The sequence below is a fragment of the Aquabacterium sp. OR-4 genome (genome assembly GCF_025290835.2).
Classification (GTDB): Bacteria; Pseudomonadota; Gammaproteobacteria; order Burkholderiales; family Burkholderiaceae_C; genus Pseudaquabacterium.
Window position 1 is genome coordinate 2,492,111 of the sequence record NZ_JAOCQD020000001.1, and the last position, 23,856, is coordinate 2,515,966.

General features: G+C 71.5%; 20 protein-coding genes. 8 read left to right on the top strand and 12 right to left on the bottom strand.

The window, feature by feature from the left end; all coding sequences use genetic code 11:
• Positions 1-5: 5 nt before the first annotated feature.
• From N4G63_RS10765 to N4G63_RS10775, 3 genes are all read right to left on the bottom strand, one after another.
• On the bottom strand, positions 6-1,100 hold the full coding sequence (locus tag N4G63_RS10765; protein ID WP_260788707.1) for a branched-chain amino acid ABC transporter permease: 1,095 nt from the start codon (positions 1,098-1,100) through the stop codon (positions 6-8).
• A 23-nt stretch (positions 1,101-1,123) separates the two neighbouring features.
• Positions 1,124-2,047, bottom strand: coding sequence for a branched-chain amino acid ABC transporter permease (locus N4G63_RS10770; RefSeq protein WP_260788418.1), 924 nt, complete (start codon positions 2,045-2,047; stop codon positions 1,124-1,126).
• Positions 2,048-2,330: 283 nt separating this feature from the next.
• A complete protein-coding gene (locus N4G63_RS10775; protein WP_260788419.1) occupies positions 2,331-3,737 on the bottom strand; it encodes a replication-associated recombination protein A in 1,407 nt (468 codons plus the stop codon).
• A gap of 139 nt (positions 3,738-3,876) precedes the next feature.
• Between N4G63_RS10775 and N4G63_RS10780 the strand changes: the two genes are divergently transcribed.
• Positions 3,877-4,407, top strand: coding sequence for a chemotaxis protein CheW (locus tag N4G63_RS10780; protein ID WP_260788420.1), 531 nt, complete (start codon positions 3,877-3,879; stop codon positions 4,405-4,407).
• Between the two features lie 31 nt (positions 4,408-4,438).
• Here N4G63_RS10780 and lolA read toward each other — a convergent pair whose 3' ends face one another.
• The 3 genes from lolA to N4G63_RS10795 all read right to left on the bottom strand — a co-directional run bounded on the left by lolA (position 4,439) and on the right by N4G63_RS10795 (position 8,253).
• A complete protein-coding gene (gene lolA, locus N4G63_RS10785) occupies positions 4,439-5,092 on the bottom strand; it encodes an outer membrane lipoprotein periplasmic chaperone LolA (RefSeq protein WP_443112025.1) in 654 nt (217 codons plus the stop codon).
• The gene (locus N4G63_RS10790) at positions 5,089-7,431 is read right to left on the bottom strand and encodes a DNA translocase FtsK (protein WP_314599660.1); all 2,343 of its coding nucleotides are present in this window, start codon (positions 7,429-7,431) and stop codon (positions 5,089-5,091) included. The genes lolA and N4G63_RS10790 overlap by 4 nt, the downstream gene beginning before the upstream one ends.
• Positions 7,432-7,584: 153 nt before the next feature.
• The gene (locus tag N4G63_RS10795) at positions 7,585-8,253 is read right to left on the bottom strand and encodes a Crp/Fnr family transcriptional regulator (RefSeq protein ID WP_260788422.1); all 669 of its coding nucleotides are present in this window, start codon (positions 8,251-8,253) and stop codon (positions 7,585-7,587) included.
• 209 nt (positions 8,254-8,462) lie between these two features.
• Between N4G63_RS10795 and trxB the strand changes: the two genes are divergently transcribed.
• From trxB to rpmG, 3 genes are all read left to right on the top strand, one after another.
• Positions 8,463-9,419, top strand: a complete 957-nt coding sequence (trxB, locus tag N4G63_RS10800) for a thioredoxin-disulfide reductase (protein ID WP_314599661.1) — start codon at positions 8,463-8,465, stop codon at positions 9,417-9,419.
• A gap of 342 nt (positions 9,420-9,761) precedes the next feature.
• Positions 9,762-9,995, top strand: coding sequence for a 50S ribosomal protein L28 (rpmB, locus tag N4G63_RS10805; protein WP_260788424.1), 234 nt, complete (start codon positions 9,762-9,764; stop codon positions 9,993-9,995).
• A gap of 38 nt (positions 9,996-10,033) precedes the next feature.
• Positions 10,034-10,204: a 50S ribosomal protein L33 gene (rpmG, locus tag N4G63_RS10810; RefSeq protein ID WP_260788425.1), complete on the top strand. Its 171-nt coding sequence runs from the start codon at positions 10,034-10,036 to the stop codon at positions 10,202-10,204.
• A gap of 118 nt (positions 10,205-10,322) precedes the next feature.
• On the opposite strand, the gene N4G63_RS10815 is transcribed toward rpmG, so the two are convergent.
• The 3 genes from N4G63_RS10815 to N4G63_RS10825 are packed head-to-tail and all read right to left on the bottom strand — an operon-like array spanning position 10,323 to position 12,853.
• Positions 10,323-11,024, bottom strand: a complete 702-nt coding sequence (locus tag N4G63_RS10815) for a 2-dehydro-3-deoxy-6-phosphogalactonate aldolase (protein WP_314599662.1) — start codon at positions 11,022-11,024, stop codon at positions 10,323-10,325.
• 43 nt (positions 11,025-11,067) lie between these two features.
• Positions 11,068-12,042: a 2-dehydro-3-deoxygalactonokinase gene (locus N4G63_RS10820; protein ID WP_260788427.1), complete on the bottom strand. Its 975-nt coding sequence runs from the start codon at positions 12,040-12,042 to the stop codon at positions 11,068-11,070.
• Positions 12,043-12,073: 31 nt separating this feature from the next.
• Entirely contained in the window at positions 12,074-12,853 is a 780-nt protein-coding gene (locus N4G63_RS10825) for a 2OG-Fe dioxygenase family protein (protein WP_260788428.1), read from the bottom strand.
• A 234-nt stretch (positions 12,854-13,087) separates the two neighbouring features.
• On the opposite strand from N4G63_RS10825, the gene N4G63_RS10830 reads away from it, so the two are divergent.
• Positions 13,088-15,553, top strand: a complete 2,466-nt coding sequence (locus tag N4G63_RS10830; RefSeq protein WP_314599663.1) for a PAS domain-containing protein — start codon at positions 13,088-13,090, stop codon at positions 15,551-15,553.
• 59 nt (positions 15,554-15,612) lie between these two features.
• On the opposite strand, the gene N4G63_RS10835 is transcribed toward N4G63_RS10830, so the two are convergent.
• On the bottom strand, positions 15,613-17,688 hold the full coding sequence (locus N4G63_RS10835) for a M3 family metallopeptidase (RefSeq protein ID WP_260788430.1): 2,076 nt from the start codon (positions 17,686-17,688) through the stop codon (positions 15,613-15,615).
• Positions 17,689-18,075: 387 nt separating this feature from the next.
• Here N4G63_RS10835 and N4G63_RS10840 point away from each other — a divergent pair, with 387 nt between their 5' ends.
• A complete protein-coding gene (locus N4G63_RS10840; RefSeq protein ID WP_260788431.1) occupies positions 18,076-19,863 on the top strand; it encodes an ATP-binding protein in 1,788 nt (595 codons plus the stop codon).
• Between the two features lie 28 nt (positions 19,864-19,891).
• Here the strand turns inward: N4G63_RS10840 and N4G63_RS10845 are convergent, their stop codons facing one another.
• Entirely contained in the window at positions 19,892-20,557 is a 666-nt protein-coding gene (locus tag N4G63_RS10845) for an N-acyl amino acid synthase FeeM domain-containing protein (protein ID WP_260788432.1), read from the bottom strand.
• A gap of 238 nt (positions 20,558-20,795) precedes the next feature.
• Between N4G63_RS10845 and lspA the strand changes: the two genes are divergently transcribed.
• Together lspA and N4G63_RS10855 are read left to right on the top strand one after the other, a co-directional pair.
• A complete protein-coding gene (gene lspA, locus N4G63_RS10850; RefSeq protein WP_260788433.1) occupies positions 20,796-21,338 on the top strand; it encodes a signal peptidase II in 543 nt (180 codons plus the stop codon).
• Between the two features lie 80 nt (positions 21,339-21,418).
• Positions 21,419-23,125: an ABC1 kinase family protein gene (locus tag N4G63_RS10855; RefSeq protein WP_260788434.1), complete on the top strand. Its 1,707-nt coding sequence runs from the start codon at positions 21,419-21,421 to the stop codon at positions 23,123-23,125.
• A 7-nt stretch (positions 23,126-23,132) separates the two neighbouring features.
• Here the strand turns inward: N4G63_RS10855 and N4G63_RS10860 are convergent, their stop codons facing one another.
• Entirely contained in the window at positions 23,133-23,819 is a 687-nt protein-coding gene (locus N4G63_RS10860) for a PEP-CTERM sorting domain-containing protein (RefSeq protein WP_260788435.1), read from the bottom strand.
• Positions 23,820-23,856: the final 37 nt, after the last annotated feature.

Consider the following 23,856-nt stretch of genomic DNA (forward strand, 5'->3'; position numbering starts at 1 on the left):
CGTGCTCAGCGTGCGGGGCTGACCGGCTGCGGTGCGGCCTTGCCATGTTCAGGGGCCGGCCACAGGCCGCGCGGGCGCAGCAGCATGATGGCGATCATGGCCAGCGCGATCATCAGCTGGCGCAGGATGGCGGCGTCCACCCGGCCATCGGTCAGGCGCTGCAGGTCGAGCTCGCCCGCCACCCAGCGCAGCGCCTCGGGCAGGGCCGCCAGCAGCACCGCGCCCAGCACCACGCCGGGGATGTGGCCGATGCCGCCCAGCACCACCATGGCCACGATCATCACGCTCTCTTGCAGCGAGAACGACTCGGGCGAGACGAAGTTCTGGAAGGTGGCGAACATCACGCCCGACACGCCGCCGAAGGTGGCGCCCATGCCGAAGGCCAGCAGCTTCATGTTGCGGGTGTTGATGCCCATGGCCTTGGCGGCGATCTCGTCCTCGCGGATGGCCATCCAGGCGCGGCCGATGCGGCTGCGCTCGAGGCGGTAGCTGATCACCACGCTCACCACCACCAGCAGCAGGAACAGGTAGTAGTACTTGGTGACCGACGAGAACTCCAGGCCGAACAGCTCGCCCGGGCGGCCGAAGTCCATGCCGAAGAGCTTGATGCTGTCGATCTGCTGCAGGCCCTTGGGCCCGTTGGTGATGTTGACCGGGCGGTCAAGGTTGTTCATGAACACCCGGATGATCTCGCCGAAGCCCAGCGTCACGATGGCCAGGTAGTCGCCGCGCAGCTTCAGCGTGGGCGCACCCAGCAGCATGCCGGCCAGGCCGGCCAGCGCCGCGCCCAGCGGTATCACCGCCCAGATGGGCAGGTGCAGGCCCTGCGGAAACATGGCCTGGACGGCCGGAAAGGTGTCGGTGAGGTGCGGGCTGGCCAGCAGGCCGAACATGTAGGCGCCCACCGCGTAGAAGGCCACGTAGCCCAGGTCGAGCAGGCCGGCATAGCCCACCACGATGTTCAGGCCCAGCGCCAGCAGCACGTACAGCAGCGCGAAGTCGAGCATGCGCACCCAGAAGTTGCCGGCATGCTGGGCGATCAGCGGCAGCACCATCAGGGCCACGGCCGCGATCAGGAAGACGACGATCTTGTTCTTCATGTTGGTGTTCTCCTTCTTGGCCATCAAGCCCGGTCTGCGACCCGCTCACCCAGCAGGCCCTGCGGCCGCACCGTGAGCACCAGGATCAGCACCGCGAAGGCGAAGATGTCGGAGTACTGGCTGCCCAGCACGCCACCGGTGAGCGCGCCGATGTAGCCCGAGCCCAGCGCCTCGATCACCCCCAGCAGCACGCCGCCCACCACCGCGCCGGCCAGGTTGCCGATGCCGCCGAACACGGCCGCCGTGAAGGCCTTCAGCCCGGGCAGGAAGCCCATGGTGTGCTGCACGGTGCCGTAGTTGGCGGCGTACATCACGCCGGCCAGCGCCGCCAGCGCGGCACCGATGATGAAGGTGGCCGAGATCACCATGTCGGGCTTGACGCCCATCAGCGCGGCCACGCGCGGGTTCTCGGCGGTGGCGCGCATCGCGCGGCCCAGCTTGGTCTTGTTGACCAGGTACATCAGCCCGGCCAGCGTGATGGCGGTAACGCCCAGGATCAGGATCTGCGTGGTGTTGATGACCGCGCCGCCGATGAAGAACGGGTCGCTGGGCAGCAGGATCGGATAAGGCTTGGTGCTGGGCTTCCAGATCATCATGGCCAGGGTCTGCAGCAGCAGGCTCATGCCCATGGCGGTGATCAGCGGCGCCAGGCGCGGCGCATTGCGCAGCGGCCGGTAGGCGATCTTCTCGATCGCGAAGTTGAGCACCGCGCACACCACGATGGCCGCCAGCAGCGAGATGATCAGCAGCAGCCAGCCGGGCAGGCCGGCGTCCTTGAGCACCATCACCACCGTCCAGCTGGTGAGCGCGCCCACCATCAGCACCTCGCCGTGGGCGAAGTTGATCAGGTTGATGATCCCGTAGACCATGGTGTAGCCGAGTGCCACGAGCGCATACATGCTCCCGAGCACCAGACCGTTGATGACCTGCTGCAAAAAGATGTCCATGGCGGAGGGTCTCCGTTCCTGAGGGCCTGCCGGTGCACCGCGCCGCAGGATCGCGGCCGGTAGGGCCCGGGCTTGTCGTCGTCTGGTGTTGTCGTTAGCAAGAAGCCGGCCGGAGCCGGCCCGGCGGGCCGCATCGGCCGCTGCAAACTGGGCGGGATTGTAGGCAGGGGGTAACGGGCAGATGCCCGGTAGTTCCCCGCTCGTGGCCGAACATTGTTCGGAAACAGACGACTCTCGCCGAGGCTTGTTCGGCCGCGCGGGGCATCCCGCATGGCCAGGCCGATCAAGGCTTGCCGGCGGCCTCGTCCAGCTGGCGCAAAAAGGCCAGCTTGTCGGCGATCTTGGCCTCCAGGCCGCGCGGCACCGGCTGGTACCAGTGCGGCTCGGGCATGCCGTCGGGCAGGTAGGTCTCGCCGGCCGCATAGGCATGCGGCTCGTCGTGGGCATAGCGGTAGGCGTGGCCGTAGCCCAGCTCCTTCATCAGCCGGGTGGGGGCATTGCGCAGGTGCACCGGCACCTCGCGGCTGCCGTCACCCTTCACGAAGGCCCGCGCGGCGTTGTAGGCGTTGTAGCCGGCATTGCTCTTGGGCGCGATGGCCAGGTAGACCACCGCCTGGCCCAGCGCCAGCTCGCCCTCGGGGCTGCCCAGGCGCTCGAAGGTGGCGGCGGCGTCGTTGGCGATCTGCATGGCGCGCGGATCGGCCAGGCCGATGTCCTCCCAGGCCATGCGCACGATGCGGCGCGACAGGTAGCGCGGGTCGGCGCCGCCATCGAGCATGCGGCTCAGCCAGTACAGCGCGCCGTCGGGGCTGGAGCCGCGCACCGACTTGTGCAGCGCCGAGATCTGGTCGTAGAAGTTGTCGCCGCCCTTGTCGAAGCGGCGCGCGTTGAGGCTCAGCGCATCGGTGACGAAGGCCGCGTCCACCGCGCTGCGGCCGGCCGCTCCGGCCGCCGTGTGGCATTGCTCCAGCAGGTTCAGCAGGCGGCGCGCATCGCCGTCGGCGTAGCCCACCAGGGTGGTGATGGCGGCCTCGTCAAAGGCCAGGTCGGCCAGCGCGCTGGCGCGGGCGCGTTCGAGCAGCTGGCGCAGCTCGGCCTCGTCGAGCGACTTCAGCACATACACCTGGGCACGCGACAGCAGCGCCGAGTTCACTTCGAAGGACGGGTTCTCGGTGGTGGCGCCGATGAAGGTGAACAGGCCCGACTCCACATGCGGCAGCAGCGCGTCCTGCTGTGACTTGTTGAAGCGGTGGATCTCATCAACGAACAGGATCGTGCGCTGGCCGCGCGACAGGTGCGCCTGCGCCTGCTCCATCGCGGCACGGATGTCTTTGACGCCCGAGAACACCGCCGACAGTGCGATGAACTCGCACTCGAAGGCATGCGCGGTCAGGCGCGCCAGCGTGGTCTTGCCCACGCCCGGCGGGCCCCAGAAGATCATCGAGTGCGGCCGGCCCGACTGGAAGGCCAGGCGCAGCGGCTTGCCCTCGCCCAGCAGGTGCGACTGGCCGATCACCTCGTCGAGCTGGTGCGGGCGCAGGCGCTCGGCCAGCGGCACCTGGGCAAGCGCCTGCGCCGTCGCCTGGCCTGCCAGCGGCGCCGACGCTGAACCGGGGGCGGCCGCGGCGGGCGGCAGCGGCGCGGGGTCGAACAGCGAATCCTGCGGTGCAGCGGCCAGCGAGCGGGTCATGGCCGCATTGTCGCAGCGCCGAATTGGCCGCCGCGGCCCGGCCTTTTCACGCCTTTGCCCGGGCGGCCATGGCGCGATCATGCTGCCAACTTTCATCCGGGCGGCCGAAGTGCCGCCGTTCAGCCCGCGAGGACCAGCCATGAGCGCGATCAACGCCGTCGAATCCCAAGCCGTCAACCACGCTGCGCAGTCTGCCGTGCGCGGGGCGCCAAGAGAGGTTCTGTCGTTCAAGCTCGGCGCCGAGGAATACGGCATCGACATCCTGAAGGTGCAGGAAATCCGCGGCTACGAGTCGCCCACCCGCATTGCCAACGCACCGCAGTTCATGAAGGGCGTGGTCAACCTGCGCGGCGTGATCGTGCCCATAGTCGACATGCGCGTGCGCTTTGCGCTCGACGAGGTGCGCTACGACGCGTTCACCGTGGTCATCATCCTCAACGTGGCCAACCGCACGGTGGGCATCGTGGTCGACTCGGTCAGCGACGTGCTCGACCTGGGCGGCGAGCAGATCAAGCCGGCGCCCGAGTTCCACGGCAGCATCGACGCCAGCTACATCACCGGCCTGGGCACGGTGAAGAGCGGCGATGTCGAGCGCATGCTGATCCTGCTGGACATCGAGCAGATGATGAGCAGCCCCGAGATGGGCCTCACCGACCACTTCGCGCACTGAGCGCCGCGCCGGCGCCACCCGCGCCGGCGGCTCACTGCGTCATCAGCTCGGCGCCCTTGGGCGGCTCGAAGCGGAAGGTCTCGGCCGGCAGCACCAGCCCCTGCTGCAGGCCGCTGAACTGCAGCAGCGAGCGCTGGCCGAAGCTGTCGGTGATCTCGAGCGCCGCCAGCTCGCGGCCCTTGAAGCCCACTCGCAGCTGGCGCACCGTGCCTTCGGCCGCCTTGGGCGTGGCCAGCACCCAGTCCAGACCATCGGCGGCCGGCTGCGCCTTGAGGTTGAAGTCGCGCTCGAGCCCGCCGCCGGCCAGCAGCGCCGCCGGCGTGCCGCCCACGGCCTTGTCGGCCGCGCGCACCGTCACCTGGTTCAGGTCGGCATCGAACAGCCACACCTTCTGGCCGTCACCGACGATCAGCTGCTGGTAGGGCTTCTCGTAGGCGAAGCGAAAGCGGTCGGGCCGCTGGAACGCGAAGCTGCCCGACGAGATTCGTTTTCTGGCGCCATCGGGCGAGCTGACCGTCTGCGTGAACTGCGCGCGCGCGGTCTTCACGTCGCGCACGAACTCGCGCAACGCATCCACGGCATCGGCGCGCGCCGGGCCGGCGGCCAGCGCCGCCAGCGCCGCCACGGCGGCCAGGGCCAGCAGGCCGCGGCGCATGGGCCGCATCGGGGTGGGGGCGTGTCTCATTCGTCGCGCTTGGGCAGCAGCAGTTCGCGGTTGCCGTTGGTGGCCATGTTGGATACGAGACCGGATTTCTCCATTTGTTCCAGCAGGCGGGCGGCGCGGTTGTAGCCGATGCGCAGATGGCGCTGCACCAGCGAGATGCTGGCCTTCTTGTGCTCGATCACCACGGCCACGGCCTGGTCGTACATCGGGTCGCTCTCGGCATCGCCGCCGCCACCGCCGCCGCCAGGCCCACCCCCGCCGTCGGCATCGCCATCGAGCACGCCGCCCTCGAGGATGCCCTCGATGTAGTTGGGCTCGCCCTGGCTCTTGAGGTACTCGACCACGCGGTGCACCTCGTCGTCGCTGACGAAGGCGCCATGCACCCGCACCGGGATGCCGCCGCCGGGCGTCAGGTAGAGCATGTCGCCCTGGCCCAGCAGCGCCTCGGCACCCATCTGGTCGAGGATGGTGCGGCTGTCGATCTTGCTGCTGACCTGGAAGCTCAGGCGCGTGGGGATGTTGGCCTTGATCAGGCCGGTGATCACGTCCACGCTGGGCCGCTGCGTGGCCAGGATCAGGTGGATGCCGGCGGCGCGCGCCTTTTGCGCCAGGCGGGCGATCAGCTCCTCGATCTTCTTGCCCACCACCATCATCAGGTCGGCCAGTTCGTCGATCACCACCACCGTGTAGGGCAGGCGCTCGAGCGGCTCGGGCTCCTCGGGCGTCAGGCTGAACGGGTTGGGGATCTTCTCCTCGCGCGCCGCGGCCTCGTCGATCTTCTTGTTGTAGCCGGCCAGGTTGCGCACGCCCATCTTGGACATGAGCTTGTAGCGCCGCTCCATCTCGCCCACGCACCAGTTCAGCGCGTTGGCGGCCTGCTTCATGTCGGTGACCACCGGGCACAGCAGGTGCGGAATGCCCTCGTAGACGCTCATCTCCAGCATCTTCGGGTCGATCAGGATCAGGCGCACATCGCGCGCCTCGGCCTTGTAGAGCAGGCTCAAGATCATCGCGTTGATGCCCACGCTCTTGCCCGAGCCGGTGGTGCCGGCCACCAGGCAGTGCGGCATCTTGGCCAGGTCAGCCACCATCGGCGCGCCGATGATGTCCTTGCCCAGGCCCATGGTGAGCTGGCTGGCCGCGCTGTTGTAGACCTCGCTGCCCAGGATCTCGGCCAGCCGGATCATCTGCCGCTTGGCGTTGGGCAGCTCCAGCGCCATGGTGTTCTTGCCGGGAATGGTCTCGACCACGCGGATGCTCACCAGCGACAGCGCGCGCGCCAGGTCCTTGGCCAGGTTCACCACCTGCGAACCCTTCACGCCGGTGGCCGGCTCGATCTCATAGCGCGTGATCACCGGGCCCGGGCTGGCCGCCACCACGCGCACCTCCACACCAAAGTCGCGCAGCTTCTTCTCGATCAGCCGGCTGGTCATCTCCAGCGAATCGGCCGACACCGAGTCCTGGCGCGCGGGCGCCGAATCGAGCAGGTCCACCTGCGGCAGCTTGGTGTCGGAGATTTCCTTGAACAGCGGCTGCTGGCGCTCCTTGGCCACGCGCGCGCTCTTGGGCACCTCGACCACCTCGCGCTCGATCACGATGGGCACGTGGTCCTCGATCTCGGCGCGGTCTTCCTCGACCACCTGCTCGCGCTCGCGGGTCATCTCCTCGGCGATGCGCAGGTCTTCCTTGACCTCGCGCGCCTGCTCACGGCGCTGCCACAGGCCCTCGATGGCGGTGCCCAGCCGGTCGGCCGCGCGGGCCCACGAGAACTGCAGCGCCAGCGCCGCGCCCACCACGCCCAGCGCGATCCACAGCACGCCCGAGCCGGCAAAGCCCAGCCACTTCATCGACAGCTGGCCCACCACCGCGCCCAGCACGCCACCGGCCTGGCCCCCGGGCAGGATGCCGTCCAGGCGGTACAGGCGCGTCCATTCGAGGCCGCAGCTGCCCAGCATCAGCATCGCCACGCCCAGCCACACGGCCCACTCGGGGCGGCTCACGGCGTCGGCGCCCTGCTCGCCACGCAGCCAGCGCGCCAGCGTGGCCAGCCAGGCGCGCGCGCTGGCCAGCATCAGCCACCACACCGAGTAGCCAAAGACGAACAGGCTCAGGTCGGAGAACCAGGCCCCCAGCAGGCCGGCGCGGTTGGCGGTGGCGCCGCCCGTGCCCGATGTGGAGAAGCCGGGGTCGGCGGCGTTGTGCGTGGCCAGGGCCAGCAGGGCCAGCAGCCACAGCAGGCCGCCCACCAGCAGCGCGAACTGCGCCCGCAGGCGCGAGGGCGTGGCGGCCGCGTCAGCGCTGCGCTGCGAGGCCAGGCCCGCAGCACCCTCGCCGCGCAGGGAACCGAGCGGATAAGTCATGCGCCGGATTGTGGCGCATGGGGATGTGCCACCCCCGGCTCACGCCGGGCGGCGGGCCGGGGATTCAGGCGGAACCGGCTCACGCCGTGCGGCGCGCCGTGGATTCAGGCGGAACCGGCTCACGCCGTGCGGCGCGCCGGGCCTGCCCTCGGGCTACTCCTGGGTAGCACGTTCCTTGATGATCACCGAGCCGTTTTCCTGGGTCTCGATGACGCCGCGCTCCTCCAGGTCCTTCATGACCCGGCTGACCATCTCGCGCGAGGCGCCCACCACCTTGGCCATGTCCTGGCGCGACACCTTGCTGCGGATGATCTTGACGCCGTTGACGTCTTCGGCCATCTCCAGCAGCGTGCGCGCCACGCGGCCGTACACGTCCAGCAGCGCCAGCGATTCGATCTGCCGGTCGGCATGGCGCAGGCGCCGCACCAGGCCGCGCAGGATGGAATAGCTCAGCGACGAATGCTCGGGCAGGCAGCGCTGGAAATCGGCGCGGCCCAGGATCAGCATGTCGGTCTGCACCTCGCAGCGCACCGTGGCCGAATGCGCCTCGTTGTCGATCAGGCTCATCTCGCCCACGTAGTCGCCGGCCTCCAGCACCGCCAGGATGACCTCGCGGCCGCGGTTGTCGGCGGTGAGCACGCGGGCCCGGCCGTTGAGCAGGATGAACAGCGCGTTGCTCTTGCGGCCCTGCTCCACCACCAGCTCGCCGCGGCGAAAACGCCGCTTGACCACGCTGTCGGCGATCGCCTGCGCCTGATCATTGGTCAGCATCGAGAACAGTGGCACGCGCCGGATCAGATCCAGGTTGCTCAACATCGACATCGTGATTCCCTTCCTACCGTGTGCCGGCAGTGTGCTGGTGGTTTCGACGCGCCGTAACGCAAAGCAACGGCGACATACCACCGCATTTCTGTACGGATTTCTCTATTGTGCCGATTGATTGCCCTGCGCCACGCCGGACAAGCCCGCGTGACAGAATTTGCGCCTTGCCCCGGCCAACCCGCGCTGGTGGCCATCAACCGAGTTTCACCATGAGCGCTACTCCCACCCACGCCCAGCTGCTGATCCTGGGCTCCGGCCCGGCCGGCTACACCGCGGCCATCTACGCCGCCCGCGCCAACCTGAAGCCCCTGCTGGTCACCGGCATGGCCCAGGGCGGCCAGCTGATGACCACCACCGAGGTCGACAACTGGCCCGCCGACGTGATGGGCGTGCAGGGCCCCGAGCTGATGGAGCGCTTCCAGAAGCACGCCGAGCGCTTCAACACGCAGATCGTGTTCGACCACATCAACCAGGTCGACTTCTCGAAGCGCCCGTTCACCCTCACCGGCGATTCGGCCACCTACACCTGCGATGCGCTGGTGATCGCCACCGGCGCCTCGGCCAAGTACCTGGGCCTGCCCAGCGAGCAGGCCTTCATGGGCCGCGGCGTGTCGGGCTGCGCCACCTGCGACGGCTTCTTCTACCGCGGCGACGTGGTGGCGGTGGTGGGCGGCGGCAACACCGCGGTCGAGGAGGCGCTGTACCTGTCCAACATCGCCAGCACCGTGCACCTGGTGCACCGCCGCGACAAGTTCCGCGCCGAGCCGATCATGATCGACAAGCTGATGGACAAGGTGGCGGCCGGCAAGATCGTGCTGCACACCCACCGCGTGCTCGACGAGGTGCTGGGCGACCCCAGCGGCGTGACCGGCGTGCGCCTGAAGGCCGTGGACGGCAGCGCCAGCGAAGAGCTCGCGCTCAAGGGCTGCTTCATCGCCATCGGCCACCAGCCCAACACCGAGATCTTCCAGGGCCAGCTGGAGATGAAGGACGGCTACATCGTCACCCGTTCGGGCCTCAACGGCCTGGCCACGATGACCAGCGTGCCCGGCGTGTTTGCCGCCGGCGATGTGCAGGACCACATCTACCGCCAGGCCATCACCTCGGCCGGCACCGGCTGCATGGCGGCACTCGACGCCCAGCGCTTTCTCGAGCAGCAGGGCTGAAGCCGGGGCTCCCGGGCTCGCGGGTGCGCGGGCTCACCCGCCGGGCGGACGCGGGCCGGCTCAGCGCGGCCCGGCGCGCGCCCGGGCCATTGCAAAAGCGCTGTTTGGCCCGCCTGGCGATTTCTGGCTATAATCATCGTCTTTGCCGAATTCGGCCGGCGCGTTGCTTTTGATTTTTCAGGGCAACACCTGCGTTCCACGCGGGTTCCAAGCGAGCCCCAAACGGGGTCGGCTCAGATCGCAATTCGAAGGGCAGCCACCAGGCGACGCGGACCGCAGTGTCCACTTCCCGTGCTCTGGCTGCCGTGCCTGCAACAGTCATTCAGAGTCTGGAGAAGCGTCATGGCACGCGTCTGTCAAGTCACGGGCAAGGGCCCGATGGTGGGTAACAACGTTTCCCACGCCAACAACAAGACCAAGCGCCGCTGGCTGCCCAACCTGCAGTACCGCCGCTTCTGGGTCGAGAGCGAGAACCGCTGGGTGCGCCTGCGCATCACCAACGCGGCGCTGCGCCTCATCGACAAGGTGGGCATCGACGCCGTCGTGGCCGACCTGCGCGCCAAGAACGCGCTCTGATCGCCGTTCGCTAACCCCACGCACTCTCGGAGCACACCATGGCCACCAAAGGCGGACGCGAAAAGATCAAGCTGGAATCCACCGCGGGTACCGGTTTCTTCTACACGACCAACAAGAACAAGAAGACCACGCCCCAGAAGCTCGAATTCATGAAGTTCGATCCGAAGGCGCGCAAGCACGTCCTGTTCAAGGAAATCAAGCTGAAGTGATCGGCCGGCCGCGCTGCGCGGCCCGTCTGCATCCTGGCTGATCGAAGCCCACCCTTGCGGTGGGCTTTGCGCTTTGTGGCCAGGGCGGCTTGCCGGCAGGCCGGCCGCGCCCTGCGGCTCAGCCGGCCTGGCCGCCCCGCCAGGCCGCGATGAAGGCCGCCGCGCGCGTGGCCACCTCGGCCGCGCCGGCGCCCTCGGGGTACAGCGCCGAGCCCAGGCCGGCGCCGTGGGCGCCCGCGGCGCGCCAGGCCGCCAGATTGCCGGGCGACACCCCGCCCACCGGCCACAGCGGCACCTCGGCCGGCAGCACCGCGCGCAAGGCCTTGAGCCCGGCCGGCTGCAGCACCTCGGCCGGAAACAGCTTCAGGGCATCGGCCCCCGCGGCCAGCGCCGCAAAGGCTTCGGTGGCGGTGAACACGCCCGGCGCCACGCGCAGGCCGGCGGCATGCGCGCGGGCATGGCGGATCACCGCCACATCGGCATGCGGCATCACGATCAACCGCCCACCGGCCGCCGCCACCGCATCGACCTGGGCCGTGTCCAGCACCGTGCCGGCGCCCACCAGGGCATCGGCAGGAGCCATGGCCGCCAGGATGGCCAGGCTTTCCAGCGCCCCGGGCCGGTTGAGCGGCACCTCCAGCGTGCGAAAGCCCGCGTCGAACAAGGCCTGGCCGACCGCGGCGGCGTCGGCTGGCGGCAGGCCGCGCAGGATGGCCACCAAGGGCTGGGCCGGGGGCCAGGCGGGGCGCTCGGGGCGGTCGGCGGTGACGGGGCGGTCGGCGGCCAGCGCGGTGCTGGCCAGGGGCGCGGTGTCGTTCATCTGGGCAGGGACTCGGCTCACAAGGCGGGCTGGCGATGGTGGATCAGGGCCGCGGCAGCGCGGTGGCCTGGGTGCCACCCGGCGCCACAGCCGGCCCGGCGCCGGGCTCGCCCGCTGCGCCGGCGCCCAGCGCCCGCCAGGCGGCCGTCTGCACCGCCTCGATGTCCAGCGTGAGGCTTTGGCGGCCCAGCAGTTCGGCGCAGCGCGCATGCAGGCGGCACAGGGCCGGGCTGCCGATCAGGCGCACCGGCTGCTGCGCGGCCAGGCCGCGGGCCAGGGCTTCGTGCCATTCGGCACCCAGCAGCAGGCCGCTGAGGTAGGCGCCCGCCGCCTCGGGCGCCAGCGCGCCGGTCACCACCTGGGCACGCAGGCCGAACAGCGCCCGGCTCAGCGCCGCCCGTCCCGCGGCCCGCACGCCCTGCGCAAAGGCCTCGGGACGGTCAAGCGGATCGCTGCCGGCCTGGGCAGCGAGCAGTGGCGCCAGCGTGCCGCCGGCCGACAGCAGCGCATGCAGCTCGCCGCTCAGGTAGGTGTGCAGGCGCTGCACGGCGCCGCCCTGCAGCAGCACCCATTTGCTGTGGGTGCCGGGCAGCAGCGCCCAGCCGTCTTGCGGTGCCAGCTGCCAGGCGCCCAGCAACTGGGTTTCTTCACCGCGCATCACGTCGACCGCCGCCTCGGCGCCGGCCTCGCGCCAGCAGCAGCCCGGCACGATGAAGCACTGCGCCTGTCCGGCCACCGGCACCAGCTGCTGCGCCCAGTCGGCCAGCGGCCGGCCGGCGTCGAGGTAGGGCACGGCCTGCCAGCCGCTGGCGCTGCCCACCATGCCGGCCATCACCACCGTGGCCTCCAGCGGCGCGCCCAGGCGGGCACGCAGCGCTGCCAGCGACGGGGCAAAGTGCGGCGCTGCGGCCAGCAGGCCCTGGTCATCGGCCAGCTGGCGCTGCAGCAGGCCATCGGTGAACCACCAGGCCCGCCGGTGGGTGGTGCCCCAGTCGATGCCGATCCAGTGCCGGCTCATCACGGGCGGCCGGCGCGGCGCAGGCCCTGGCTCACAGCGCCGGGCCCTGGAAGCCGCCGCGGCGGAAGGTGAGCACCAGCGTGTCGCGGTAGCCCCCGGCGGCGGCATCGATCGGCTGGATCGGGGTGGATTCGTGGATCACCCGGGTGTCGTCGAGCAGCAGCGCGCTCCAGGGCTCGGCCAGCGTGAAGCGCACGCCTTGCGGGCCGCGCGCGTCGAACACCCGCGTCTCGCCGCCCTTGATGCCCTGCCGCGCCACCAGGATCACCACCACCAGCTCGACGCCGTCGCGGTGCGCACCCTCGGGCGTGGGCCGGCCGATGCCGTCGGTGGTATCGATGCGAAAGGGGTGCGCTTCCACGTACCAGGGCTGGTCGGCGCCGCCGCGCAGGCGCGCGGCCTGCTGCGCCAGCCCGCCCAGCAGCCGGGACCAGGCCGGCGCCTCGGCCATGGCCGCCGGCAGCGGATCAAACCAGCGCTCGATGCCGCCATGCAGCGCGTTGTATTCAACCGGCTGCCAGTGCGCGCGGTGCGGCACGGCCTGCATCACACCCTGGCCCTGGCCTGGCTCGTGGCCCGGCGCGCCGGGCTGGAGCACGAAGCAGCCGTGGCGCCGGCGCCGGTAGCGGCCGCCGTCCTTCAGGTGCTGGTCGGGCGGCAGGTCGTGCCACAGCGGGGCCCAGGCGGCCAGCTCGTGGCTGCGCACCCCCACGCAGCGCGCCAGCGATTCGGCATCCAGCACCGCGTAGCCGCTGCCGGCCAGCTGGGCATCGAGGTCGGACAGGGCGGTCAGGGGCGGCGGCAGGGTCATGGCACGGGCAGGCGCAGAAGGAACGGATGAAGCAGGAGACGGCTCGCAAACACGGCCAAGCACAAGGCCCGGCCGGACGGCGATTGTGGGCCAGCCCCCCCTGCAGGCCTGCAGGCGCGCGCTGCAGCCGCGGGTTGATGCCGGCGCGGCCCGCGGCCAACACGGCGGTGGCCGTGCGCGCAAGCCTTGCGCTCACCGTAGACTTCGCGCGCCGGAAATCGGCGCCAAACCACGATGCCGAACCCACGCCCACCCTCCCCCACCGCTGCAGCGCCCGCCGATACGGCCGGCCTGGACGACGACCCGTCGGCCCTGCGCCAGGCGGTGGCCCTGGCCGAGGTGGCCTCGTGGCGCCTGCCGCGCGGCCAGGGCCGGCTGGTGGCCAATGCGCGCAGCTGGGCCTTGATGGACCTGGCGCCGCCGGCCCAGGGCATGCCCATGGCGCAGTGGCTGCAGCGCGTGCATCCCGATGATCTGGCGCTGCTGCAGCCGCCCGGCCTGGCCGACCGCCCGGCACTGCGCGGCGGCGCGCCGCTGGACTGCGTGCTGCGCCTGTACCTGGGCGATGGCCATTGGCGGCGGCTGATGGTGCGGCGCACGGCCTGGCGCGACGAGCGCGGCCGCCTGCGTGGCCTGGCCGGCGTGGCACTCGACCTCACCGAGCACTTCGACGAGCAGCAGCGCGCGCTGGCGCTGACCCGCCGGCTCGAGCTGGCCACCATGGCCGCCGGCGTGGGCGTGTGGAGCTCCAACCCCGATGCGCCGGTGGCCCAGCGCCTGCAGTGGGACGCGCAGATGTACGCGCTGCACGACCTGCCCGGCGACGCCATGCCGCCGCACCTGGACGACTACCTGCAGCAGCATGTGCACCCGCAGGACCGCGACGCGGTGCGCGAGGGCTTTGCCACGATGCTGGCGCGCCGCGACGGCCGCATCGACCTGGATCTGCGCGTGGTGCGCCCCGATGGCAGCCTGCGCCGCCTGGCCACGCGCAGCGCGGTCGAGACCAGCCCCGACGGCCAGCGCCGGCTCTACGGCGTGGCCCTGGACGTGACCGAGCGCCATGCCGCCGAGGCCCGGCTGCGCGAGGCCACCGAGCGCGCCGCGCTCGCCGCGCGCGGTGCCGGCATCGGCACCTGGGAGGTGGATGCCAGCGGCCAGCAGTGCTGGTGGGACGCGCAGATGTTCCGCCTGCGCGGGCTCGAGCCGCGGCCCGGGCCGGTGCACCGCGAGGAGTGGCAGCACTGGCTGCACCCGGCCGACCGCGACGGCAGCCAGGCCGAGCTGCTGCGCGCACTCGGCGAAGACCAGCCCTCGCAGCACGAGTTTCGGGTGATCTGGCCCGATGGCAGCGTGCGCTGGCTGACCTCGCGCTCGACCGCGGTGCGCGACGAGCTGGGCCGGCCGCTGCGCCGCATCGGCATCAACTGGGACAGCACCGATGCCCGCCTGGCCGACGAAGCGCGCCAGGAGCGCGCGCTGGCCCAGCGCGAGAGCCAGGCCAAGTCGCGCCTGCTGGCGCGCATCAGCCACGAGCTGCGCACGCCGCTGAACGCGGTGCTGGGCTTCACCCAGCTGCTGCTGCACGACGGCACCGACAGCGATCCGCAGGTCTGGCGCCGCCGCGTCGAGCAGGTGCAGACCTCGGGCCGCCACCTGCTGTCGCTGATCGACGATGTGCTCGATCTGTCCAGCCTGCAGTCGGGCGAGCTGCCGCAGCAGCTGCAGGCGGTGGAGCTGGCGCCGCTGGTGCGCGGCACCGTGCCGCTGGTCGAGCTGCTGGGCCACGACCTCGGCGTGAGCCTGCACCTCGACACCGTGGACGGCTGGGTGCAGGCCGACCCGGTGCGCCTGCGCCAGGTGCTGCTGAACCTGTTGAGCAACGCCATCAAGTACAACCGCCCCGGCGGCCGCGTGACGGTGCGCACCCGCACCGCCCAGGGACCCGCCGGCATGCAGCGGGTGCTCACCGTGCACGACACCGGCCGCGGCCTCACCGAGGACCAGATCGCGCGCATGTTCGAGCCCTTCAACCGCCTGGGCGCCGAGCGCGACGGCATCGCCGGCACCGGCATCGGCCTGGCCATCGTGAAGAGTGCGGTCGAGCAGATGGGCGGCCAGGTGCGCGTGCACAGCCGGCTGGGCGAAGGCAGCAGCTTCGAGGTGCGCCTGCCGATGGCCGAGCCACCGCCGCAGGCCGGCCCCGCAGTGCGCCTGGGCGACGGCCTGCCGGCGCAGCGCGGCGGCAACGGCCGCCTGCTCTACATCGAGGACAACGAGGTCAACATGCTGATCGTGCAGGAGCTGGTGGCGCGCCGCCCCGACCTGCACTTCATCGGCGCCGTCGACGGCGCCAGCGGCCTGGCCGAGGCCCGTGCCCAGCGGCCGCAGCTGATCCTGCTGGACATCCACCTGCCCGACATGGACGGCCACGAGGTGCTGGCGCGCCTGCGCGCCGATCCGGCCACGGCCGCCATCCGCTGCATCGCGGTGTCGGCCAATGCCATGCCCGAGGACATCCGCCGCGCGCAGGCGGCGGGCTTCGACGGCTACTGGACCAAGCCGCTCGAGATGACCGCCTTCTTGCAGGCGCTGGACACCTTGTTCGGCCCGGCGGACACCCCACCCGCCACGGCAGCCCTTGAGCCCGCGCCGCTGCCCGGGCCGCTGCCCGAAGGCAGCGCCAATCCACCGGTGTAGCCGGCCGCGCGCCGCCGGCCAGCCGGCGCCCGCGCGGTCGTCACAGCCCGGGGCCTGGTTCAGATCAGGCCGCGGCCGCGCAGCATCGGCTCGATCACCGCGTCGCGGCCGCGGAAGGCGCGAAACGCGGCGCCCGGCTCCACACTGTCGCCACGGCTGTAGATGCAGGCCTTGAGCCGCGCCGCGGTGGCCGCGTCGAACGCGCTGCCGGCTTCGGTGAAGGCGTCGAAGGCATCGGCCTCCAGCACCTCGGCCCACAGGTAGACGTAGTAGCCGGCGGCATAGCTGTCGCCCGAGAACAGGTGCTGGAAGTGCGGCAGGCGGTGGTTCAGGCCGGCCGCGGCCGGCAGGCCGCGGGCCTGCATCACCTGCTGCTCGAAGGCCACGATGTCGCTGATCGGCGCATCGCCCTCGCCCTGCTCGTGCGCGGCCAGGTCGACGATGGCGCTGGCGGTGTAGCGCACCGTCTCGTAGCCCTGGCCAAAGCGGCCCGCGGCCTCGAGCCGGTCGATCAGTGCATCGGGCAAGGCCTCGCCGGTCTGGCAGTGGCGCGCATGGCGACGCAGCACCTCGCGCTCGGTGCCCCAGTGCTCGAACAGCTGCGAGGGCAGTTCGACGAAATCGCGCAGCACCCGCGTGCCCGACACGCGCCGGTAGCCCACGTCCGACAGCAGGCCGTGCAGCGCATGGCCGAACTCATGGAACAGCGTGCGCACATCCTCGGGCGACAGCAGCGTGGGCTGGCCAGGCGCCGACTTGGCGAAGTTGTTGTTGTTGAGCACCACCGGCGCCACCACGCCGCCCGGCGCGTCGCCGTTGCGGTGCTGCACCGCCAGCGAGCTCATCCAGGCGCCGCTGCGCTTGGCCGGGCGCGAGAAGTTGTCGTGCAGAAACAGCCCCATCGGCGCACCGCCGGCCTCAGGCAGCACCTCGTACACATCGACATCGGGGTGATAGGCCTGCAGGTCGGCGCGCCGGCGCAGCACGATGCCGAACAGGCGCTGCGCGCACTCGAAGGCCGCCGCCACCATGTTGGGCAGCGCGAAATAGGGCTTGAGCTGGGCATCGTCGAGCGCGTAGTGCTGCTGGCGCACCCGCTCGGCCCAGAAGCGCCAGTCCCAGGCCTCGAGCGCGTGGCTGACACCGGCCTGGGCCATGGCCGCCGCCAGCAGCTCGCGCTCGCGCGCCAGCGCCGGCACGGCGCGCTGCCACACCTCGTCGAGCAGGGCCCACACCCGCTGGCGCGTCTGGGCCATGGTGTCGGCGAGCTTGAAGTCGGCGTAGTTGGCACAGCCCATCAGCGCCGCCTGGCGCCGGCGCAGCGCCAGGATGTCGCGCACCAGCGCGCGGTTGTCGTGCTCGCCCGGCTGCTCGCCGCGGCCCACCCAGGCGCGCCAGGCGGTCTCGCGCAGGTCGCGCCGCTCGGAGTAGCCGAGAAAGGGCACGATCAGCGAGCGCGACAGCGTGATCACCGGCACCTCGAGCCCGCGCTCGGCCGCCGCCTGGCGTGCTGCCGCACGCACAAAGGCCGGCAGGCCGGCCATGGCCGCCTCGTCGGGCAGCGGCAGGGTGAAGTTGGCCTCGTCGTGCAGCACGTTCTGGCCGAAGCGGGTGGTCAGCTGGGCATGCTGCTGGGCCAGCGCGGCAAATTCAGCGCGGGCCGCGTCGGGCAGCTGCGCACCGGCGCGCTGAAAGTCGCGGTGCAGGCGCTCGACCAGGCGCCGCTGCTCGGGCGTCAGGGCACCCGCCCCGCTGCCGCCCTGCAGGCCGGCGTGCACGGCGTCGATGCGCGCGAACATCGCCAGATCCTGGTGCACCGCGCTCCAGTGCGCCGCCACCGGGCCGGCCAGCTGGCGCTGCGCCGCCTGCAGCTCGGGCGTGGTGGCCGAGGCGGTGAGGTTGCTGAACACCGCCTCCACCCGGTTCAGCAAGGCACCGGCACGGTCGAAGGCGGCCACGGTGTTGTCGAAGTCGGGCGGCGCGCCGTGCGCGACGATGGCCGCGATCTCGGCGCGGTGCAGCGCCATGGCACGTTCGAAGGCGGGGCCGAAGTGTTCGGCGCGGATGCGGTCGAAGGCGGGCAGGGCCAGCGCCTGGTCGGCGTCAAGCAGCAGGGGATTGGTGATGGCGTCCATGGGTTTGGCAGCGTTGGGCGGCCCCTTCGTGGGGTGCTGCGAAAAGCGTCGATCAACGAGCGCCGCATGATGCCACCGCGCGCGCGGCCGCCCGGCCGGCGCTTGGCAATCCCCTGTTTGCACCGCCAGGGCCCCGCAAGCGGGGCTTGCGGCGCCGCTGCCGAGGGCCCCTCCGAGCCCGTGCATTCTGGGCGATACTGACCCGGCCCTCGGCCTGGCAACGGCAGCACGCCAGCGCCGCAGTGGCCACGCCACCTCTGCTGGGAGCCTGAGCTGACCCCCCGTGACCGTTGGCCGATCCGGCCCGCGCTCGATCGCGCTGCACTTGACCTGGGACTTGCGCTCAGCGACGGCCAGCGCGCGCAGATCACCCATGAGCAGCTGCGCATGGTGCTGCTGCACACCCGGGTGGGCACGGTGGCGGCCATGCTCTTTGCGGCGCTGCTGGTGTGGCACCTGCGCGGCACCGTGGCCGACACGCTGCTGCTGGGCTGGCTGCTGGCCAAGCTGGCGGTGGCCGTCTCGCGCATCGTGCTGGCCCAGCTGTACGTGCGCCATGCCGACCGCCAGACGCACCCGGGCTTCATCAGCCCGCGCTGGCAGCAGCTGATGCTGACCATGCTGGCCCTCGATGGCGGGCTGTGGGGCCTGGCCGGCTGGCACCTGGTGCATGGCCCGGTGCCGGTGGCGGCACTGGCCACCGCGGCGCTTGACGGCGTGAGCTGCGTGGCCACCTTCGGCCTGCAGGTGCGCCTGGGCGCCACCGCGGCCTACACCGTGCCGATGCTGCTGCCGATGGCCATGGGCCTGGCGCTGCGCCACGATGAGGTGGGCTGGTTCGGCGCCCCGGGCCAGCTGATCCTGGCGGCGCTGCTGCTCAGCACCGCCTACGGCACCTCGCGCCAGCTCACCGGTGCCATGCTGCTGCGCCTGCATGCCGCGGCGCTGCTGCGCCAGAAGGAGGACGCGCTGAAACTGGCCGAAGACCGCAGCGCCGAGCGCGACCGCTTCCTGGCCAAGGTGAGCCACGAGCTGCGCACGCCGCTGCACGGCATGCTGGGCCTCACGCGGCTGATCCACCTGGAGTCGCGCGACCCGCTCAACACCCGCCGGCTCGAGCTGGTGGAAGACTCGGGCACCCACCTGCTGGCACTGATCAACGATCTGCTGGAGGTCTCGCGCATCGGCGCCGGGCACTTCGTGCTGCGCGAGGAGCCGTTCGACCTGGCCGCCCTGCTCGACCAGGTGGCCGAGGTGTTTGCGCTGCGCGCCGCCGACAAGGGGCTCAGCTTCTCGCTGCGCCTGGGCTTCCGGCGGCCGCAATGGGTGCGCGGCGACGCGGCGCGCCTGCGCCAGGTGCTCAACAACCTGCTGGGCAACGCGGTGAAGTTCACCGAGCGCGGCTCGATCACGCTGGAGGCCGGCCCGGCGGCCGCACCCGAACGCGTGCGCCTGAGCGTCACCGACACCGGCGAGGGCATCGACGTGGCCTTGCAGTCGCGCATCTTCCAGGCCTTCCAGCAGGGCCAGGAGGGCCGCGTGGGGCCGTCCACCGAGGGCGTGGGCCTGGGCCTGACCATCGCCCGCGAGATTGCCCAGGCCATGCACAGCGACATCGAGGTCAGCAGCCTGCCCGGCCGCGGTGCGCGCTTCACGGTCGAGCCGCTGCTGCCGCCGGCCAGCCCGGTGGATGGGCACGCCGCCGGTGCCGCGCCGCATGCGCGACTGCCACGCCGCGTGCTGGTGGCCGAAGACGACGAGGTCAATGCGCTGATCGTGCACGCCTTCCTCGACGGCCTGGGCGTGCGCAGCGAGCGTGTCACCGACGGCAAGCAGGCGGTGGGCCACGCACTGCGCGAGACCGAGCGGCCCGAGCTGGTGCTGATGGACTGCCGCATGCCGCTGATGGACGGCCTGGCGGCCAGCGCCGAGATCCGGCGTCAGGAGCGGGCGCTGGGCCTGCCGCGCATCCCGATCCTGGCGCTCACCGCCACCACCACCGACGCCGAGCGCAAGGCCTGCTTCGACAGCGGCATGGACGAGGTGGTGGGCAAGCCCTTCACGCCCGAGCAGCTGGCCCAGGCGATGCGCGATGCGATGGTGCGGCGCAGCCCGCTGGTGCCGATGCCGGGCCCTGCGGCCGACGCCGCCCCGGGCCCCTCACCTGCGCCCTGAGCCCGCGCCGCAGGCGCGTTCACCCCTGTCAGGCGGCAAGGCCCAGCGCCGCCTCGTCCACCGCGGCTTCGGCCACCAGCTGCAGATCGGGGTGCCAGGTCTGCACCATGAACGGGTACAGGTTGTGCTGCAGTGCATGCCAGGTGCGCTCGGCCGCCACCACGTCGAAGGCCAGCACCTGGTGCGGCAGGCCGCCGGCATGGGCCAGCGGCACGCGGCCGCTGCCCGGCAGCAGATCGGCAAAACCCAGGCCGCGGTAGATGCGGATCAGCGCCTCGCTGCGCGCACCGATCACCAGCCAGCGGATCTGTGCCGCCACCGCATACAGGTAGCAGGCCTTCACCAGCATCGGCCGCACCAGGCCGTCGGCCCCGGGCACGATGGCCAGGCGGGTGATCTCGGCGCGGGTCTGGCCGGCTACCGCCTCGGGCAGGGCCACGCTGGCCTCGATGGCCAGCGGCTGCGGATGGTTGCGCTGGATGCGCGCCGTGCCGATGGCCCGGCCGCTGGCCTTGTCGCGCGCCACCAGCACCACGGTGCCGGCCTGGCGGTCGGTGGCGTCAGGCACCAGCAGCCCGGCCTGCAGATCGGGCACATGGTGGCCGTAGGAGTGGGCGCGCACCGCGCACACCTCGCGCAGCTCGCGCTCGCCGCGCACGAGGCGCACCGTGAAATCCAGATTCGCCATGGTCATGACAGCTCTCCCAACGTGACCGGGTGTTTTGCTCGGCATGTGCGCATGCCGCACATCCATGGCGCTAGCTTCGCCCAGCCCGTCAGCGGCAAAGGCTTGAAAACCCGCCTCGGCGGGGGCCAGTTCACACCACTGTCATGTCTGCGGCCAGGGCGGGCGGCGGCGGGGGTGGCTGCGGTCGGCGCTACAGTAGCGGCCGTTTCCGCTCCCGTTGCCGGCCGCTGTCGCCGGCCCGCCGATGTCCTCAGCCAAGCGCTCCGTCCGCCCGCTCCGCGCCACCCGCGCCACGTCCACCTCGCTCGCCCTGTGGCTGGGCCTGGCCCTGCTGGTGATCGTGGCCGACCAGCTCAGCAAGACCCTGATCGTGGGCCGCTTCGCGCTGGGCGACGTGCTCAGCCTCACCAGCTACTTCGACCTGGTGCGCGCCCACAACAGCGGCGCCGCCTTCTCGTTCCTGGCCGGCGCCTCGGGCTGGCAGCGCTGGTTCTTCGTGAGCCTGGGCGCGGTGGCCTCGGTGTTCATCGTGTGGATGCTGCGCCGCCACCCCGAGCAGCGCCTGTTCTGCTTTGCGATCACGATGATCCTGGGCGGCGCCATCGGCAATGTCATCGACCGCCTGCTGCACGGCCACGTGATCGACTTCCTGCAGTTCCACTGGGACTGGCTGGCGCCGATGTTCCATGGCGGCTTCTTTCCGGCCTTCAACGTGGCCGATGCCGCCATCACCGCCGGCGCCATCGGCCTGATCCTCGACGAGCTGCTGCGGGTGCGGCGGGGCTGAGAAGATGCCCCCACGTCGCTTCGCTCCTGCCCCCCGAGGGGGCTCTCAGCCCCTTGGGGCGGCCCGGCGGGGCTGAGCACATGCCGCTGCTGCAAACCCTGGTCAGCGCGCGCGATCTGGGGCGGCTGCAGCACATTGCCGCGGTGTTCATGCGCCACGGCCTGGGCGATGCGGTGCGGCGCCTGGGCTGGGCCGACGCGCTCGAGAAGGCCGGCCATGTGCTGCACCGCCCGCATGCCGCCGAGCTGGCGCGGCTGACACCGCCCGAGCAGCTGCGCAGCGCGCTCGAGGAGCTGGGCCCCACCTTCGTGAAGCTGGGCCAGGTGCTGGCCGGCCGGGCCGACCTGTTCGGCCCCGACTGGATCGCCCAGTTCGAGAAGCTGCACAGCCGCGCCCCGGCGGCCGATCTGGCCGCGCTGCGCGCGCAGATCACCGAAGACCTGGGCGCGCCGCCCGAGCAGGTGTTTGCGCAGTGGAGCGACACACCGCTGGCCGCCGCCAGCATCGCCCAGGTGCATGCCGCCACGCTGGCCGATGGCAGCGAGGTGGTGGTCAAGGTGCGGCGCCCGGGCATTGCCGCCGATGTGGAAGCCGACCTGCGCCTGCTGGCGCGCCTGGCCGCTGCGGCCGAACGCCAGTGGCCCGAGCTGAAGCCCTACCGGCCGGTGGCGCTGGCGCAGCAGCTGGGCCGCTCGCTGCGCCGCGAGCTCGACCTGGCCAGCGAATGCCGCAACGCCGAGCGCATTGCGCAGGCCTTTGCGGCCCAGCCCGAGATCGTGATTCCCCGCGTGCACTGGGATTTCACGCACGAGCGCATCAATGTGCAGCAGCGCATCCGCGGCGTGCCGGCCGAAGACCCGGCGGCCATGGCCGCGGCCGGCATCGACCGCCGCGAGCTGGCCCGCCGCGGCGCGCGCGCGGTGCTGAAGATGGTGATCGAGGACGGCTTCTTCCATGCCGACCCGCATGCCGGCAACCTGTTCTTCCTGCCCGGCTCGCGCATTGCCTTCATCGACTTCGGCATGGTCGGCCGCGTCACGCTCGAGCGCCGCGAGCAGCTGCTGAGCCTGATGCTGGGCCTGGTGCAGCGCGACGCCGAGGCCGTGGCCGACGTGCTGCTGGCCTGGGCCCATGACCACGGCGACGGCGAAGACGCGCTCGATGAAGACGGCCTGCGCGGCGACATCGATGCCTTCGTCGACCAGTACCACGGCGTGCCGCTGGCCCAGCTGAGCATCGGCCGCATGCTGGGCGATGTGACCGGCATCCTGCGTGGCCATCGCCTGGCGCTGCCGGCCGACCTGGCGCTGCTGATCAAGACCTTCATCACGCTGGAAGGCCTGGGCCGCGGCCTCGATCCCGGCTTCCACATGGCCGAGGAGGCCACGCCCATGCTGCGCCAGGCGCTGCATGCGCGCTACCGGCCCGAGGCCCTGGCGCGGCGCGGCTGGGACGTGTTGCGCCGCAGCGTGGGCGTGCTGGGCAGCCTGCCACGCGACCTGTCGCGGCTGCTGGCCACCGCGCGCCGCGGGCGCATCCAGGTGCACATCGACGTGCAAGACCTGCGGCAGGTGGCCGACCAGCTCGACGGTGCCGCGCAGCGCATTGCCGTCGGCCTGGTGGTGGCGGCGCTGATCGTCGGCTCGGCCATCGTGATGACCGTGCGCGGCGGGCCCGAGCTGCTGGGCCTGCCGGCCTTCGGGCTGCTGGGCTTTGCCGGCGCGGTGGCCGGCTCGCTGTGGCTGCTGTTGGGCGGCCGCCGACGCGGCAACGGCAACGGCGCCTGAGGGCCGATCAGCGGCGGGCGCGGCGCGCGGCAGCCGCCACCGCCAGCAGGCCCAGGCCCATCAGCGCGTAGGTCTGCGGCTCGGGCACGGCCTGCAGCTGAAAGGCCAGGTTGTCGGCATAGCCGTCGTTGTCGCCGCCGCTGAAGCGCTCCATCGACAGCGAGAAGACCACGCTGGTGGTGCCGGTGGGCAGCGCGCCGCTGGTGCCCACCAGCACCAGGCCGGTGGCGCTGTCGCGGTCGGCCGGCATCACCGGGCCGAGCTGGGCGTTGCCGAGATCGGCATTGCCGGCACCGAAGAACTGCACGTACAGCAGCGCGTTGTCGTTCTGCGTGGTCCAGCCACCCAGCCAGCCGCTGAGGCTGTAGCTCACCTGGCCCAGGTCGATCTGCGCCGACAGGTCGCTCACATCCAGCGCTTGGTAGCCGGCGGCAAAGGCATTGCCGCCGTCACCCACGAACAGGCGGCTGCCGCGGTCCGCCGGGCCGGGCTGGCTGGGCGTCACCCAGTTCGAGCTGTATGCCACGCTGCCAAAGATGGCGGTGCCGTCAAAGGCCGTCCAGCCGCTGGTGCCGGCCTCGGCATCGCCATTGACGATCAGGTTGCTGCCCAGGCGGGTGGCCTGGGCCTGGCTGGCGGCGGCCAGCGCGGCGGCGGCCAGGACGGTGAGGCGAAGGGTTTGACGCAGGAACATGGTGCAGGTTCTCCAGGCGGGTTCAATGAACGGGTGA

Excerpts from the sequence above, each read along its gene's own strand:
- N4G63_RS10765 (WP_260788707.1), bottom strand. The coding sequence starts at position 1,100 with ATGAAGAACAAGATCGTCGTCTTCCTGATCGCGGCCGTGGCCCTGATG.
- N4G63_RS10770 (WP_260788418.1), bottom strand. The coding sequence starts at position 2,047 with ATGGACATCTTTTTGCAGCAGGTCATCAACGGTCTGGTGCTCGGGAGC.
- N4G63_RS10775 (WP_260788419.1), bottom strand. The coding sequence starts at position 3,737 with ATGACCCGCTCGCTGGCCGCTGCACCGCAGGATTCGCTGTTCGACCCC.
- N4G63_RS10780 (WP_260788420.1), top strand. The coding sequence starts at position 3,877 with ATGAGCGCGATCAACGCCGTCGAATCCCAAGCCGTCAACCACGCTGCG.
- lolA (WP_443112025.1), bottom strand. The coding sequence starts at position 5,092 with ATGAGACACGCCCCCACCCCGATGCGGCCCATGCGCCGCGGCCTGCTG.
- N4G63_RS10790 (WP_314599660.1), bottom strand. The coding sequence starts at position 7,431 with ATGACTTATCCGCTCGGTTCCCTGCGCGGCGAGGGTGCTGCGGGCCTG.
- N4G63_RS10795 (WP_260788422.1), bottom strand. The coding sequence starts at position 8,253 with ATGTCGATGTTGAGCAACCTGGATCTGATCCGGCGCGTGCCACTGTTC.
- trxB (WP_314599661.1), top strand. The coding sequence starts at position 8,463 with ATGAGCGCTACTCCCACCCACGCCCAGCTGCTGATCCTGGGCTCCGGC.
- rpmB (WP_260788424.1), top strand. The coding sequence starts at position 9,762 with ATGGCACGCGTCTGTCAAGTCACGGGCAAGGGCCCGATGGTGGGTAAC.
- rpmG (WP_260788425.1), top strand. The coding sequence starts at position 10,034 with ATGGCCACCAAAGGCGGACGCGAAAAGATCAAGCTGGAATCCACCGCG.
- N4G63_RS10815 (WP_314599662.1), bottom strand. The coding sequence starts at position 11,024 with ATGAACGACACCGCGCCCCTGGCCAGCACCGCGCTGGCCGCCGACCGC.
- N4G63_RS10820 (WP_260788427.1), bottom strand. The coding sequence starts at position 12,042 with ATGAGCCGGCACTGGATCGGCATCGACTGGGGCACCACCCACCGGCGG.
- N4G63_RS10825 (WP_260788428.1), bottom strand. The coding sequence starts at position 12,853 with ATGACCCTGCCGCCGCCCCTGACCGCCCTGTCCGACCTCGATGCCCAG.
- N4G63_RS10830 (WP_314599663.1), top strand. The coding sequence starts at position 13,088 with ATGCCGAACCCACGCCCACCCTCCCCCACCGCTGCAGCGCCCGCCGAT.
- N4G63_RS10835 (WP_260788430.1), bottom strand. The coding sequence starts at position 17,688 with ATGGACGCCATCACCAATCCCCTGCTGCTTGACGCCGACCAGGCGCTG.
- N4G63_RS10840 (WP_260788431.1), top strand. The coding sequence starts at position 18,076 with ATGGTGCTGCTGCACACCCGGGTGGGCACGGTGGCGGCCATGCTCTTT.
- N4G63_RS10845 (WP_260788432.1), bottom strand. The coding sequence starts at position 20,557 with ATGACCATGGCGAATCTGGATTTCACGGTGCGCCTCGTGCGCGGCGAG.
- lspA (WP_260788433.1), top strand. The coding sequence starts at position 20,796 with ATGTCCTCAGCCAAGCGCTCCGTCCGCCCGCTCCGCGCCACCCGCGCC.
- N4G63_RS10855 (WP_260788434.1), top strand. The coding sequence starts at position 21,419 with ATGCCGCTGCTGCAAACCCTGGTCAGCGCGCGCGATCTGGGGCGGCTG.
- N4G63_RS10860 (WP_260788435.1), bottom strand. The coding sequence starts at position 23,819 with ATGTTCCTGCGTCAAACCCTTCGCCTCACCGTCCTGGCCGCCGCCGCG.